Raw genomic sequence first — 14886 nt, forward strand, 5'->3', positions numbered from 1 at the left:
AACATCATGAAAATAAGATATCTATTATCGCTTCTAACAACTGTACTATTTCATTTCACAGAAGCAAATGCGCAAACTGTAAATATCCCAGATGCACAATTCAAAGCCGCATTGCTCACACATACACCTACAATAGACAGCAACAGCGATGGTGAAATACAACTTACAGAGGCCGAAAGCTACACCTATACAATGAATGTCAATAACAAAGGAATTACTGATCTGACAGGTATAGAAGCCTTTCCCAATATTTCACGATTGGAAGCCCGACAGAACAACATCAGTTCGGTAAACCTATCTCAGAATCCTCTACTAAAAAATCTATCCTTAGGTAACAATCAGCTTACTTCCATAGATCTTTCTGAGAACCTGCTCCTCGAATATGTATGGATGAATGGTAACCAGTTGTCATCACTAGATTTTAGCGCACACACTTTCTTAACTGACGTTAATTTATTGAGCAATAATCTGGAAACACTCGATGTTTCTAACAGTCCCAATCTCACAGATCTAGTACTGGCAAATAATAGCATTCAGGAAATAGATCTGAGTAATAATATACTTCTACAGCAACTGTATCTTAATGAAAACTTTATCTCTCAGCTATCTCTTGCTTCACAAAGTGAGCTTGAGATTTTGGTATTGTACGATAATCAACTCACCCAGATTGACCTTGCCAACAACACGGCACTTAGGTCGCTGGACTTGAGCGAAAATCCTGTTTTCGGTCACTTGGATTTAAGTGCGCATACAAGCATTGATTATCTAAAAGTCAACGACACTCAGCTAGAAACTCTCAACATTGCCAATGGCAATAACATGAACGTAAATTATTTCAGCGCAAATAATAACGATTCACTAGAATGTATCCAGGTAGATGATGTGGCTTACGCTACATCCAATTTTACGGTAGTAGATAGTCATGTTTCGTTCAGTTTGGATTGTCGTCCTATCATTGAAGTAGATAGGCAATTGTATGACTGTGTAGATCTTGGCACAGTTGCTACAGCCACTCTTACAGATGTTTCATTTATCGGCGAAGTAGACTTCACTTTGGGAGATGTGCTACTTTACAAAACAAATAGAGGGCGATACGGAAAGCTCCTGATAACCTCCAACATCGATGGAGAAATTGCCTTGGATTGGGTGACTTACAATACCAATGGATCAGTCTACACTGAAGGTCAATTGGACGTCGTTCAAGCCACAGATTTAGATAGAGGCACTTCGCAAAGCATCCCAAATGGCAATGCGGATTTTGTCTGGTCCAGAAACACATTTTCACCTACAAATGGTGCACTGTTCAATGTTTATGACGGAATCGTAGAAATCCCTGATGAAGATTTCAAAAATGTATTGCTTAACCATGATCCAGTCATTGACACCAACGGTGATGGTGAAATTCAACTGTGTGAAGCCAAAGCATTTGATGGCTTTCTATACGCAGATAATGCCAGCATATTCAACCTACAAGGCATTGAAGCCTTTTCAAACATTCCGTATTTGAATGTAAGTAAGAATACCATTAGCAGAGCGAATCTGGATTGGAACCATGCACTGAGATACCTGAATTTCAGCGAAAACAATATGCTGGTGCTAGATGTAAGCAAGAACACACAGTTGATAAACTTGGACTGTAGCAACAACCGCATATTCGGTCTTAATCTTCAAAAAAATACTGCGTTGCAGTCTTTGGTTTGTTCAAATAATCAACTGCGATCACTCAACTTATCTGAAAATGACAGTCTGTACGTATTGGTGGCCAGCCATAACTTATTGACACAGCTAGACCTTTCACTTAATCCGCTATTGCATACTATAGATGGCTCATACAATAGGCTCGAATCAATCGATTTGAATCAAAATAGAAAACTTAAGAAAGTGACGTTGAACAACAATCAGCTTCGCTTCATAGACTTTACCAACCAGGCAGTTTTGAATTCGTTGGAGGTCTCCCGCAATGAAATCGAAAAAATTGATTTAAGTCAAAACAATGAACTATTGTGGCTGAGTGCTTCTGACAATGCACTGATCACGATTCTTTTTCCGACAAACAAGCGTCTCTATGAAATTGACTTGAATGACAACCGATTACGTTCATTAGATGTCGCTGATTTTTCTATTTTAGAAAAACTGAATGTAAGCGAAAATAGGCTTGAAACAATCAATGTTACTGGAAGCCTGTCTTTGAAGTACCTCAATATTGGAAGTAATTTCTTGTCAGGATCGATTGATTTGAGTCGACACTCAAAGCTTAGAACCATCTGGGCTGCAAAGAATAATTTTTCTGAGGTTAATATAGCCAATGAAGCAAATCATTTCATAAGAAATCCTTACCACTTTGATATGCGCTCCAACCGAAATCTATTTTGCATTGAGGTGGATGACGTTGGATATGCAGAGACAGTATTTACCAACAAAGATTCGCATACATCTTATAGCACAGATTGTAATAAATCGAAATCGAATATTTCGTCAAAGATTCAGTCTGATAGCAATAGTCAAGAAAAAACACTTGAAAATACAATTGCCATCTACCCAAATCCAACTACCAATGTGGTTCACATTAAAGCAAGTGAAATCGTTTCAGTAAGTCTTATCGATATCAATGGAAAAGTAATATTGGTCGATAGAGGGATGAGCCTAAAATTCAATATTAGATCTTTCACATCAGGCATTTACATCCTGCAGGTGAATAATGGCACCAGCTCCACTAAGCATAAGATCATCAAAACAAACTAAGGCAGCATTAGCTTAGACAGCTTAATGCGTGGGCTGGTCCGCCAATTGGCGGATCGGCCTTTTTTTATTAATCACATTTTATGCTTTCATTTTACTCCATATCAACAGTTAACTTCTTTATCTATTTTTAAAGTTGCTAATGGAACATTTTAAACTCCATTGCAATACATAAAGTAATCCTATAGTTTTCACACCGCTTAAACCAATTAAACTAAGATGAAAAAATTATTTACTGCCCTCTTAATCATCCTTGCATTTGCATGTGAGGAAGAAAATGAACCAATGCAAACTGGTTTCATATCATTATCTGCCGATATCGGCATAGAAATTATTGAGAATGAGAATGGTCGAACAGATGAGGTTGTACCTCTTGATGACTTTATTGTTGAAATATTTGATGCAGAAGACGTCCTTGTTGAATCATATGAAAGATATGCTCTTTTGCCCTCAGAAATTGAATTGCCAATAGGTAATTACCGAGTGGAAGCACACTCCAATAATGAGTCGGAAGCCGAGTTTGACAATCCATACTACTATGGAGAAGCCCAATTCACGATTTTACAAAGCCAAACAAGTCTACTTACAGTTTTTTGTGAGCTTGCCAATGTAAAAGTATCCGTTGAATACTCAGAAAATGTTGTTTCAAATTTCACATCCTACCAAACAATTGTATCTAATACCACTGGAGCACAATTAGTATTTGAGGAAAATGAAACAAGAGCAGGTCATTTTACAGTCGACCCACTAAGCATTATTGCTCAATTGACCTATATAGAAGTAGATGGAGACATAATTGATGTAGAGTTTACAGGAGCTATCACGGATCCTCAACCAAAAACACATTATACAATTAGGGTTGATGCTATCATTCAAAATGGACGAGCTATGATTAATCTAGTCCTTGATGATTCTACCAATGAAGTTGATATCGTACTCGGGAATAGTGATCTAGATGCAGATGGTGATGGAGTCACGATTGGAGATGGAGATTGTGATGATACAGACCCGACCATCTACCCAGGGGCGACAGAAATTCCTAATGATGGAATCGATCAGGACTGTAATGGTTTTGACTTAGTGGAGAATGTCGATGCAGATGGCGATGGTTTTTCAGTTGATGCTGGAGACTGTGATGACCTTGATTCAACTGTATACCCAGGAGCTACCGAAATTCCAAATGATGGTGTAGATCAAGACTGTAATGGTTCCGATTTGATTGATGGTGATGGTGATGGTGTTTCTTCTCTCGATGATTGTAACGATACTGATGCTACAATTTACCCTGGAGCCACAGAGATTCCTTATGATGGAATTGATCAGGATTGTAATGGTTCTGACTTAATTGATGTTGACGGAGATGGGGTTCCATTCCCAACAGATTGTAACGATAACAATCCTACGATCCGTCCTGGAATACCAGAAATTCCATATGATGGAATTGACCAAGATTGTAATGGTTCTGATTTAAGAGATGTAGATGGAGACGGATTTGATTCCGAAATCGCAGGTGGCGCAGATTGCAATGACAACAATCCTTTCATTAATCCTGGAGCTTTTGACATTCCTAATAATGGAATAGATGAGAACTGTGATGGATTTGATGAGTTTAGTTGTGGTGGAATTGGAGAAGATCCGTGTCAATAATTGATGAATCAAACTAATTAAGCATTACTAATCCAGGAGGTATACTTCCTGGATTTTTTTATGTATTGAAAACTGGAGGAAATAGAATTTTATATTGATGTGAGATAGTCTATTTTTCTATAGCTAATAAACAAGTAGTATCTACTTAAGGGTTTACTTCATATTTCCTTAAAGCTATTTACGATCCAAAAAATACACTTCTTGAATTTTATTGGCTGAGATTTTATACATGACCATGGCATAAATTTTCTTACCCTCGCCAAAAGTTACTTCCTCATGTTCTATCACCGTATTATTCACTGCTATTCTATTCAATAGATTACAATTCAAATCAGGCGTTCTTTCGAACATGCTACCATACTGCGTTCGCATCGTTTCTTTACCTTGATATAGTAACTCCTTCGTGCCATTATACACTTTCACCGTATCCGAATATGGTGCTAGGAATGCTTCAATATCCTGATTGTTGTACGCTTCTAACTGAGCATTAGCCAGCTCTTCAGGAGTTTGGGAGAATAGGCTTAATCCCATTCCCGAAACAAAAATTATCACTAATAGATATTTCATTTATTTACTTTTTTGAATTGCACTTAGTATATCTTCAAGAATATCATTGCGGTGCTCCAATCCTACTGAAATTCTCACCATTCCATCAGTAATCCCTACCTGATTTCTTTCCTCTTTAGTTAGTTTACTGTGTGTGGTTGAAGCAGGATGGGTCGCAATAGTTCTAGTGTCTCCCAGATTCGCAGATAAAGATATCATTTGAAGCTCATTGAGAAATTTTCTTCCTTGATCAAGACCTCCCGCCAGCTCAAATGTGACGATCCCTCCGCCATATCTCATTTGTTTTTTGGCCACATCATGCTGAGGATGAGATTTGAGAAAGGGATATTTAACAAAATTTATTCCTTTCTGTTTTTCCATTTCCTTCGCAACGTACAGCGCATTTTCACAATGCCGCTCCATTCGTATTGCTAGCGTTTCCAGACTCTTGGACAAAAGCCACCCATGAAAAGGAGACATGGACGGTCCAGAATGCCTCGCTAAGAACTTCAATTGAGGGTAAAGTTCTTCGGTTGTAAGAATAGCTCCTCCAAGAACTCGACCTTGACCATCAATATACTTTGTCGCTGAATGGGTAACCACATTGACACCCCACTTAGCAGGGTTTTGGAGGAAGGGTGTTGCAAAGCAGTTGTCTACGTTCACGATTAGCCCATGTTTTTTTCCGAGATTGCCAATCATCTCTAAGTCAATGAGATCCAAAGCTGGATTTGAAGGAGTCTCTAAGAACAACATCCGTGTATTTGAGTTGATAGCGGCCTCCCAGTCTTCCTGTTTGTCTCCATCTACATAGGTATGCGTGATGCCCCAGCGAGGTAAGAGGTTTGTCATGATCTGATGTGTAGATCCAAACAAAGCCCTGGACGCCACAATATGATCCCCTTGCTTCAAGAAAGCTGTAATGCTGGTAAACATAGCAGACATGCCACTAGCGGTTGCAACTCCTTTTGGAAGTCCTTCAAGCAAACAAAGTTTATCTATAAACTCATTGGTGTTTGGATTTGAATATCTGGAGTAGACATTCCCTTCTTTTTCTTCAGCAAACTGAGCTCTGGCATCTTCCGCATCTTCAAACTTAAAGCTTGAAGTGGCATAAATTGGAACCGAGTGTTCTCCATTAAGTGATCTTTTTGCTTGCTCTCTAATAGCTAAAGTTTCAAATTTCTTATCTTTCAATCTGATTTTTTAATTTAAAATTAGCACCAAATAAAGTGAAAGAGATAACCGTACTAGAACTTAAGAAATTGATGGATGAAAAAGCGGATTTTCAATTGATAGATGTGAGGCGTGAGGATGAGTTCGCTTTCGCAAACCTTGGAGGTGAATTGGTCGAGCTGGATGCTGTTCCGGATAATGTCGAAAAGTTTCACAAAGAAAAGCAGGTGATTGTACACTGCAGAAGTGGGAAACGAAGTGCTGATGCAATTCTTTATCTAGAAAACAATCATGGATTTAACAATCTCTACAACCTGGTAGGTGGTATTTTGGCTTGGTCAGATGAAATTGATCCAGGTATTCCAAAGTACTAATCACATGATTTGATCGTAAAATACGCGTTCGCTCACATTCATCCACACACTCACATCTTTTCTGAATTTCTCAAACGCCTCATACACTTTCTTACTTGGTGCATCTTTTTCGCAAAGCTCAGCTAATGCTTCTTTCGTGTATCCTTTAAGCGCCTCCAGTACTTCAATAGGGAAAGGGGCAACAGTCACATCAGTTTCATTGATTATTTTCTGCAAATACTTTCCATTTCTTGCATCAAATTCAGCTCCCATCCAGCGATTAGTTCGGTAGCATGCCGTTCTGATGATTTCTTGTAAGTCGGTAGGAAGTGCATCAAATTTTGGCTTATTGATAAGCATCTCCAATGCTGGACCTGGCTCGTGCCAACCCGGGTAGTAGTAGTATTTGGCTACATTGTAAAACCCCATCAAATAATCATGAAATGGCCCTATCCATTCGGTTGCATCGATAACTCCACGCTCTAGGTTTGTATATATTTCTCCACCTGAAACGAGCACTGGAGTTCCTCCTGCTTTTTCCAATACCTTTGCTCCCAATCCTGGGATACGCATTTTCAGTCCCTTCAGGTCTTCTAGTGTTTTGATTTCCTTCTTGAACCATCCAGCCATTTGAACACCCGTGTTACCACACAAGATTGGTTGAATGTTAAAGGGTTCATACAATTCTTCCCAGAGCTCAGCCCCACCTCCAGAAATGATCCATGAACCCATCTGCTGGGCATTCATCCCAAAAGGCACTGCTGCGAAAAATTGCGCCGCAGGCACTTTTCCAGCCCAATAGTATGCAGCACCATGATTCATTTCCACAGCGCCATTGCTTACGGCATCAAATCCTTCTAATGCCGGAATAAGCTCACCTCCTCCATAGACGGTGATTTCCATCCGTCCACCTGACATCTTTTTAACCCAATCCACAAGTTGCTGGCATCCTTCGCCTACTACTGGAAAGTTTGGTGGCCATGTGGTGGTCATCTTCCACCGATACGTATTGTTGAAATTGATGTAAGGGCCCTTGCTTACCTCTTCTCCTTTTACACAAGAAGCTAGTGTAGATGCTCCTGCAGCTGCCAAAGCAGACTTGGTGAGAAATTTTCGACGTTTCATGTGTGTTATCTGTTTTTAAGCCACATGGAATTCGCAATCAGTAACATTCATTCAAGCACCTATGGTATAGGTGTGATCACTACTTATGCTCATTTCATAATTTAAAAATAGTCTATTGTAAAGACTACTCTTAAATTATTAAAACATCAAAATGTTGAGAATTTTATTGTTGCGCTAGCGGAAGTGAAACAGTAAAGGTGGTTCCTTTATTTACCTCACTTTTAACGTTGACTTTCCCTTTATTTAATTTGACAAAATCAAACACAAGCTGTAATCCTAATCCAATTCCCGTTTCCCCAGAAGTACCAGGAGTAGAAATCTTTTCATTCAGCTTAAAGAGATTGTCCAGTTTTTCTTTTGGTATACCTACTCCATTATCAGAAACAGTAATTACCCCGAAATTATTTTCCGTATCTATCTCTGCTCCTATATCAACCTGTCCTCCTGAAGAAGTAAACTTAACTCCATTATTAACCAGGTTTCTGAGGATTGTAAGCGTAGCATTTCTATCTACATACAGTTCGAAATCTTTATCTATGGAAGTATTCAGCTTAATGTTTTTTGAAATGGCCGTGTTGTTCGACGTTTCAATAACATTCTCCATGATGCTTTTAATGCTTATTTCTTCAGGAACATAAGGAAAATGACCACTCTGCTGAAGAGCCCAAGAAAGCAAATTCTCCAACAACTTGTTCACTCGCTTTACCAGCACACCCATGTTATCTACCATCTCAAGGATGTTTTCTTTCTTACCTTCTTTTACAAAATATCTAGCTACATCCACAAGTCCAATCAGTGTCCCAACAGGCCCTCTCAAATCATGAGAGATGATGGAGAAAAACTTGTCCTTTGTCTGATTCAGGGTTATCAAAGAGTTTTTCTGCTCTTCCAGTTGCTTATTCAATCTTATTTTAGATCTATAATTCACGTAGATGGTGACTACCAGAATAATGGTGATCAGTAGAATGATTCCACCAGTAATCATAATAATTTGATGACTTCTCTTCTGCTCTAGCAGCAAGTCTATTTCTACCTGCTTCCTTCCAACTTCAAACTCTGTTCTTAGGTTAGCTAGATACTGTGTTGTCTCCAGGTTTTGAATACTGTCTTTGTACGAATGATATTCCGTTTGATACTCCAGCGCCTTTTCGTAGTTCCCTTGAGCCTTATAAGATTGGTACAAAAGATTACTCGCATCCCGAGCCTGTTCCTTAAATTCCTCATCAACAGAGATATCATAGCTTTTCGAAGAAAATTCAATGACTTTATTGAAAGCTTTTTCTTCTAGAAATATGTTCCCAATTTGATTGTAGTAATCTGCCATTGCATAGTTATCACCAAATGGTTCTAGCATTTCGATAGCAGCAAATAGATCTTTCTTGGCCTTCTCCGGATCACCCTTTTTCCAAAAAACTAATGCACGGTTTCCTTTGATATAGGCTAGCCCAATAGTCATTCCAATATCTTGAAGGATTGGCTCAGATTCATTGTAGTAAGCCATTGCTGAATCATATCTACCTATCAGATAATAATCGTAACCATTATTCAGAAGTGTAAGCGCCAGCTCTTGTTTTTGGTTGGTCCCTCTAAGGATACTAATTGTTTTCGCACCGTACAATAATGCATTTTCAGAGTCTCCGTTTTGGGTATAACAAGTGGAGATTTCTGCATATATCTCTGCTAAAAAGACCTTTAACTCATCAATATCAGCTGCTTGATTTGCGCTTTCAAATAGATATTCTAGCGCTTTATCCAAATCTCCAGCAAACCTGTAGGCGAGTCCTAGTCTACATTTCGCCTTAATCTGATATTCAAGATTATTAGCTTCTTTGGATAAAGAAAGCAACTGCTCAGCATATTTTATCCTTTTTTCAGGAGAACTTGAATGAGTTGTTAACCAAAAATACGCTTCTAAATTTTCGCTTTTTGTGAGTTTCTTACTGTTAATAATTCTCTCAATACTATCAGCTTTTATCTGGTTTTGAGTAAAAGCTACATTTCCAACAAGGCACAGTAGTACAACCCAGAGTATTCTAGATATTAGATTGAACATGGTAATTTGGATTTCGTTAATTATTCGCCTTCTGTTCCATCATCTCCAACTGACACTGAGTTACGTCCAATAGTGATTTTTGGATCTAATCGAATGATCGGGCCAGCATTCCCTTCGAAATCATAAACGATATCATATTTCAGGTATTCAGTTCCTTCCTCTATATCCTCAGGCACTTGTATCACCCACATTTTATCTGGGTTGATCTCATCAGGTAGATCATGAAGAGCTGCTTCAGAAGCAGCATCAAAATCGATTCCTTCTAAGTCCGTGACACCACCACCAGAATACCAGAAAAGATAATCCCCGGGCTCAGCTTCTGCTGTTACTGTTTCTTCGGTTACGGGTTTATACCCAGCAGTAGTATCACCGGCAGTCTTAAAAAGTAATTGACCGTTTTCGTACTTAAATACGGTTACTGATTTTTCAACACTATTGATCCTGCCATTGGTTGAAGTGAGGTAATCATCTGCAAACTCAACAGCTGCGAGCATGTCCTCGTCCAATTGATCTAATTCATCCTCCGCTAAATTGCCCTCTTGACAGGCGAAAGTGATAAATGAAAAAGTAATGGCGAGTACGAGTAGTTTTTGTAAAGTAATTCTCATTAGAAGGTGGTTTAAGTCTTTAAATGTATTACAATAATTATCAACTGATAATGCAATTTGACGTATGAAACAATTTCATCGATTAAGTGTACGACTTTCTCGATTAACGATTTACAGACGTCTACAAACTACTGCTGGATTTCTTACTTTATTTCTTCTTTACCATCTGCATGTAAAGCGAATCTCCCTTTCTCTTTTGGGTGTACAAATTCATCTTTCGGCCAGGGCCAGCCACCAAACTGAGTGCGTTGATATTCTCTTATCGTATCATAAATTTCTTCTTGGCTGTTCATGACGAATGGACCTTGCTGCACTACCGGTTCGCCTATCGGTTTTCCTTGCAAGAGCAGTATATGAGCTTCTTCGTTTCCGTTCTTTATAGTTGCCTCTTGATCCGGGTGCAAGTCAGCGCCTTGTTGTACATTCAAGGTTTCATGATCGATGGAAATATGGTTGCCTTTATAGAAATAGATGGATCGGTTAACCTCTTTTTTTGCTAAAGGAAGTTTCAACTCACCATCTGCTTTTATTTTAATCAACCATACAGCTATACCATTTTCTGGATCAGCTGCCCATGAATCAGGTGTGGTATCCAATGATTTGGTTTCATTGAAATCTCCAGCAATAATCGTCACTTCTGCATCCGATGTTTTGTGTATAGGAATATCCTCCGCCCATAGCATCTTGTAGTGAGGTTCCACAAACTTGCTTCTGCTAGGCAGGTTGAGCCAAATCTGAAATAGAAGTAATGGATTTTCCTCTTCATTATTTACCAGTGGGAACATTTCTGAATGCAGTACGCCTTTTCCTGCAGTCATCCATTGCACATCTCCATGACCAAATCTTCCTGTAGCGCCCATACTATCGGAGTGATCAACCAGTCCTTCTGGCACAACTGTGATCGTTTCAAATCCCCTATGTGGATGCTGTGGGAAGCCAGGAACTTGTTGTCCATGATACATGCGCCAACCGTCCTTAATGGTAAAATCTTGTCCAATCATTCTCCCCTTCAACAAATCAGGGTCGGGACCCATTCCTTCATTTCCTTTTGGATATAAATCCCGATGATAGACACAGAAAAGAAAGGGGTCTTGTGTTTCCCATGGAAAACCAAGTGGCTTAATTTGCTTGATTACTGACATGAACTTTAATTTTCATGATAAACTAGTAACAGATAGGTAGAGTTCAAATCAATACTTTTACAGGATGAAAAGAATAGCCATTTTCTGTGGATCAAAAGTGGGTAACGACCCGGCTTACAAAGAAGCTACAAAAGAACTTGTTAAGACACTTATAGAAAAGGAAATAGAGATTGTATATGGAGGAGGCGCAGTTGGACTAATGGGAGTGGTGGCAGAAACCGCCCTGGAAAGCGGAGGTATAATCACGGGAGTAATTCCTGATAAATTATATGAGATGGAAGTGGCCCACACTGGACTATCTAAACTCTATCGTGTGAAAGATATGCACGAGCGTAAAGCGCTTATGGCTGATTTATCAGATGCATTCATCGCTTTACCGGGTGGTGTTGGCACATTGGAAGAAATAACTGAAGTCATGACTTGGTCACAGATAGGTTATCACTCAAAACCTTGTGCCTTCCTTAATACCAATGGCTACTATAATCATTTCATTTCTTTCTTCGATCATATGGAACAACAAGGATTTTTATATAAATCGATTCATGATCAAGCGATCGTTGAAGAGGTGGTCGAAAAGTTGGCTCTAAGGCTTTTAAAGTAGTCTTCTACCTATCAGATCTCTAGCCACTCTTCAATCTTTTTCTTGTTTTCCTCAAAAAGCTGTATTCCATATTCTTTGAGTCTGGACATATTTTCAGGTGTCGCACAATCCATATCAGGATCAATGTCTGTAGACTTCAAATCTCCATCTATTCGTAAATATTGATTGGGATTATCAATTGTACCATATATTTTCTCAAGTTGATAGTGCGCGACTTCAGAAGCTCCAGACATCATGATATCTATTACTGGTTGCACCCACTCTGCCATCCCCCATTTTTTCGCTTTTTTATACGGATAAGGTTTATATGTGTATCCAGTGCCTATCGATAAGATTTTCATATCCTTAGCAGTAGCTTCATCTCCATTCACTTTGAAGATGTTTCTCCCTTCGGCATACGCCACAAGTGCCGGATTGTTAACAAACACTCCACCGTCAATCAATGTATACGCACCCCCGCCCTGAGACATGATTTGTTCACATTCAAAATAAGTGGGCGCTGCAGAAGTAGCTCTGGCTACATCTTTTACTTTAAAGTTGAAATCAGCCTTCTGTTTCGCCTTGTGCTGACCAAAAAAATGACCCTTCCGATTTATAATATCATAAGATGTGATAATACACGGTTTTAAGAGGTCTTTTAACCATGCTTCTCCAAAATAATCTTGAAGAGCCTCTTCTATTCCATCAGCTGGATACTTTTCATCCAAAATCCCACCAGCAGTCCGAACTTTATGAAAGAACGGCACATCAAAAATTTCCTCTCCTCGCTTGAAATATAAGCCGACAACCTCCTCGGCGTTAAATTTGGGTGTATCTGGCTCGTTTATGTTCTCGAGTAAAAAGGCACATGCTAGGATTCCTCCAGTACTAGTTCCCGCTACAAGATCAAAGTCATTGGCTACTTTAACATTATACGCTTTTTCTATCTCCACCAGAACCTGACCTGGAATGATTCCACGTATTCCTCCTCCATCGATGGACAAAACCCTATTCAATTGCGACATGATCGTAATTGGTTAATTGATACTTAATATGTAACTATTTTCCTACTTTGACTTTCTTGAAGCCAAAGAAAGCCAGAACAATAGCCAAAACAATAAAAACAATTCTTGAAATCTTTTTCATAACTAAAGTGATATAAACTTACCCTAAAGTTCGTTAGTTATATACCTGATTATCAATACCCTAAAATGGGTAATCTTCCGTTTTTTCCTGATTTTCACCGACCTTTTTCAAGTATAGATCGAAAGTTAAAAATTACGCTTGAGGAATTGATGCGCATTTTCAAAGCAAATGCCTCTTACAGCAGCTTCCACATCCGTATCAGAGTGGAGGTGATATGTTGCTCCGTCTAGTACCTTCAACTCATTCATTTTATCTAACAAGTCATTTTCAAAATCATCGAATAATAATGAGTTACTATAATCTTGAGTAGGATCAATATATCCTTCGAAATCTGTCCCTATCGTGAAGTAGCTCCAGCATTTCTGTTTTTGATCTTTTGTTAAATCAGTACTTTCAATGATTTCATCTACCATCGCTTTTAAATTTTTCCAAATGAGATCAATACTGTTCTTTTTGTCTTTTTTATCTCCAAGGATTCGTTGGTCAAAACAAATTCCAATCAGGCCTTCTGTCTTGGCTACCCATTGTATATCTTCTCCACAAGCATTAATATTCCATGGGTAAAACCCATCCTTCAAATCCTTATCATTTTCATGATTAGCATTATCAATACTTTCCTTCAAAGTGTGCCAACCGCTGTAACCAACATGACTCAATATCACTGGGATGACATCTCCCTTATCTATACACGGACTCACTATTTCATCATAATACCACTTCCTTGATTTAGCTGCCGTATGTTTCAAATCCAGCAAAATTCGATGACCCAAAGAAGAATCTCTTTGAAGATCAGAATCCAAGCTTAGCAAAAGCTTTATTGCTTTCTCTCCTTCAGGCTGTACACCTTCGTTCATTCCATCAACCTGATCAGATACAATCTTTAGTGCGTCTGGCATACTATGAGCATGTCCAGCAAGAAAATTATTGAAATGGTGGGCGAAAGTGATAAAGAAAACAGGGTTGTCCCATTTTTTTAATTCATGAATTCTTTCTTCTACTTTGTTCAAATTAGTATCTGTTCCCAAAGCATGCATCCCTTCGATGGTTAACACCATCGCGATCTCATTTTTATCTAAAGTGTCTTTTACTTCTGAATAATTTTTGCAGAGGACATATTTACCTTCAGCATTCAGAGATTCAGGATATTTCTTTTTCAATTTTGAAGCGCTCTTAATCAATCGTCTAAGACCGGGTATGAAGATGTTGTTCTTCGTTTTTTGATCGCTATAATTAATCAAGAAATCACGTTCTCTTATGAGTTCTTCGTAATAATCATAGGATGGGGACACAAAGAATTTTATGCGCCGAATAGGCATGCGCATCAACAATGATTGTAGGAACGTACGAAGGAGCTTTAATACGGTAGGCGCACCCGTAAAAAAAGCCAGCACCAGTTGAGCCCATTTGATTGGATTTAAAAAACCTAATCCAGAGGTGGACAGAATATCGAGAATTCGTATGACTTTGCTTTGCTCCATCTGTCCTCCTTTGTAAAATCCTTTTTCAAATGGATAAAGTGAGGCAAAAACAAGCTTGGTCTCTCCATTCCAAAGCTTTACAGGATCGCACTGAGAGTAACTAAAAGCACGCTTTCCTTTTTCCTGTTTTTTGAAATTACTCAGAACGATGTTCCATGGATGATATTTTTTTTGCTTTCTTTCATATTTGGTATGACGCATCCAATGAAAAGCACGTGAGTGCGGATGACAATGCAGATCTGCATACTTTTTCATAGCAATTAGGTTAGGTGTGACATTTAAAGTTCAAGTTA

General features: G+C 38.7%; 12 protein-coding genes. 4 read left to right on the top strand and 8 right to left on the bottom strand.

The window, feature by feature from the left end:
* Positions 1-6: 6 nt before the first annotated feature.
* Positions 7-2742 carry a T9SS type A sorting domain-containing protein gene (locus ABJQ32_13680; protein ID MEP5290694.1) on the top strand — a complete coding sequence of 912 codons (2736 nt, stop codon included), beginning with the start codon at positions 7-9 and terminating at the stop codon, positions 2740-2742.
* A 216-nt stretch (positions 2743-2958) separates the two neighbouring features.
* Positions 2959-4386, top strand: a complete 1428-nt coding sequence (locus ABJQ32_13685) for a MopE-related protein (protein MEP5290695.1) — start codon at positions 2959-2961, stop codon at positions 4384-4386.
* Between the two features lie 174 nt (positions 4387-4560).
* Here ABJQ32_13685 and ABJQ32_13690 read toward each other — a convergent pair whose 3' ends face one another.
* Together ABJQ32_13690 and ABJQ32_13695 are read right to left on the bottom strand one after the other, a co-directional pair.
* Positions 4561-4953 (bottom strand): nuclear transport factor 2 family protein, encoded by a 393-nt coding sequence (locus ABJQ32_13690; GenBank protein MEP5290696.1) that lies wholly within the window; start codon positions 4951-4953, stop codon positions 4561-4563.
* Positions 4954-6129 (bottom strand): aminotransferase class I/II-fold pyridoxal phosphate-dependent enzyme, encoded by a 1176-nt coding sequence (locus ABJQ32_13695; protein ID MEP5290697.1) that lies wholly within the window; start codon positions 6127-6129, stop codon positions 4954-4956.
* A 35-nt stretch (positions 6130-6164) separates the two neighbouring features.
* Here ABJQ32_13695 and ABJQ32_13700 point away from each other — a divergent pair, with 35 nt between their 5' ends.
* Positions 6165-6482: a rhodanese-like domain-containing protein gene (locus ABJQ32_13700; protein MEP5290698.1), complete on the top strand. Its 318-nt coding sequence runs from the start codon at positions 6165-6167 to the stop codon at positions 6480-6482.
* Here ABJQ32_13700 and ABJQ32_13705 read toward each other — a convergent pair whose 3' ends face one another.
* The 4 genes from ABJQ32_13705 to ABJQ32_13720 all read right to left on the bottom strand — a co-directional run bounded on the left by ABJQ32_13705 (position 6483) and on the right by ABJQ32_13720 (position 11389).
* Complete coding sequence (locus tag ABJQ32_13705; protein ID MEP5290699.1) at positions 6483-7586, bottom strand: TRAP transporter substrate-binding protein; 1104 nt, start codon at positions 7584-7586, stop codon at positions 6483-6485.
* Between the two features lie 163 nt (positions 7587-7749).
* Entirely contained in the window at positions 7750-9639 is a 1890-nt protein-coding gene (locus ABJQ32_13710; protein ID MEP5290700.1) for a tetratricopeptide repeat-containing sensor histidine kinase, read from the bottom strand.
* A 20-nt stretch (positions 9640-9659) separates the two neighbouring features.
* Positions 9660-10247 carry a hypothetical protein gene (locus ABJQ32_13715; protein MEP5290701.1) on the bottom strand — a complete coding sequence of 196 codons (588 nt, stop codon included), beginning with the start codon at positions 10245-10247 and terminating at the stop codon, positions 9660-9662.
* 143 nt (positions 10248-10390) lie between these two features.
* Positions 10391-11389 carry a pirin family protein gene (locus tag ABJQ32_13720; protein MEP5290702.1) on the bottom strand — a complete coding sequence of 333 codons (999 nt, stop codon included), beginning with the start codon at positions 11387-11389 and terminating at the stop codon, positions 10391-10393.
* Positions 11390-11453: 64 nt separating this feature from the next.
* Between ABJQ32_13720 and ABJQ32_13725 the strand changes: the two genes are divergently transcribed.
* Positions 11454-11990, top strand: coding sequence for a TIGR00730 family Rossman fold protein (locus tag ABJQ32_13725; protein ID MEP5290703.1), 537 nt, complete (start codon positions 11454-11456; stop codon positions 11988-11990).
* 11 nt (positions 11991-12001) lie between these two features.
* Here the strand turns inward: ABJQ32_13725 and ABJQ32_13730 are convergent, their stop codons facing one another.
* Together ABJQ32_13730 and ABJQ32_13735 are read right to left on the bottom strand one after the other, a co-directional pair.
* Positions 12002-12994: a patatin-like phospholipase family protein gene (locus ABJQ32_13730; protein MEP5290704.1), complete on the bottom strand. Its 993-nt coding sequence runs from the start codon at positions 12992-12994 to the stop codon at positions 12002-12004.
* 246 nt (positions 12995-13240) lie between these two features.
* Positions 13241-14848 carry a hypothetical protein gene (locus ABJQ32_13735; GenBank protein MEP5290705.1) on the bottom strand — a complete coding sequence of 536 codons (1608 nt, stop codon included), beginning with the start codon at positions 14846-14848 and terminating at the stop codon, positions 13241-13243.
* Between the last annotated feature and the right edge of the window lie 38 nt (positions 14849-14886).

The organism is Marinobacter alexandrii, from assembly GCA_039984955.1.
In the GTDB taxonomy this organism is placed as follows: domain Bacteria; phylum Bacteroidota; class Bacteroidia; order Cytophagales; family Cyclobacteriaceae; genus Ekhidna.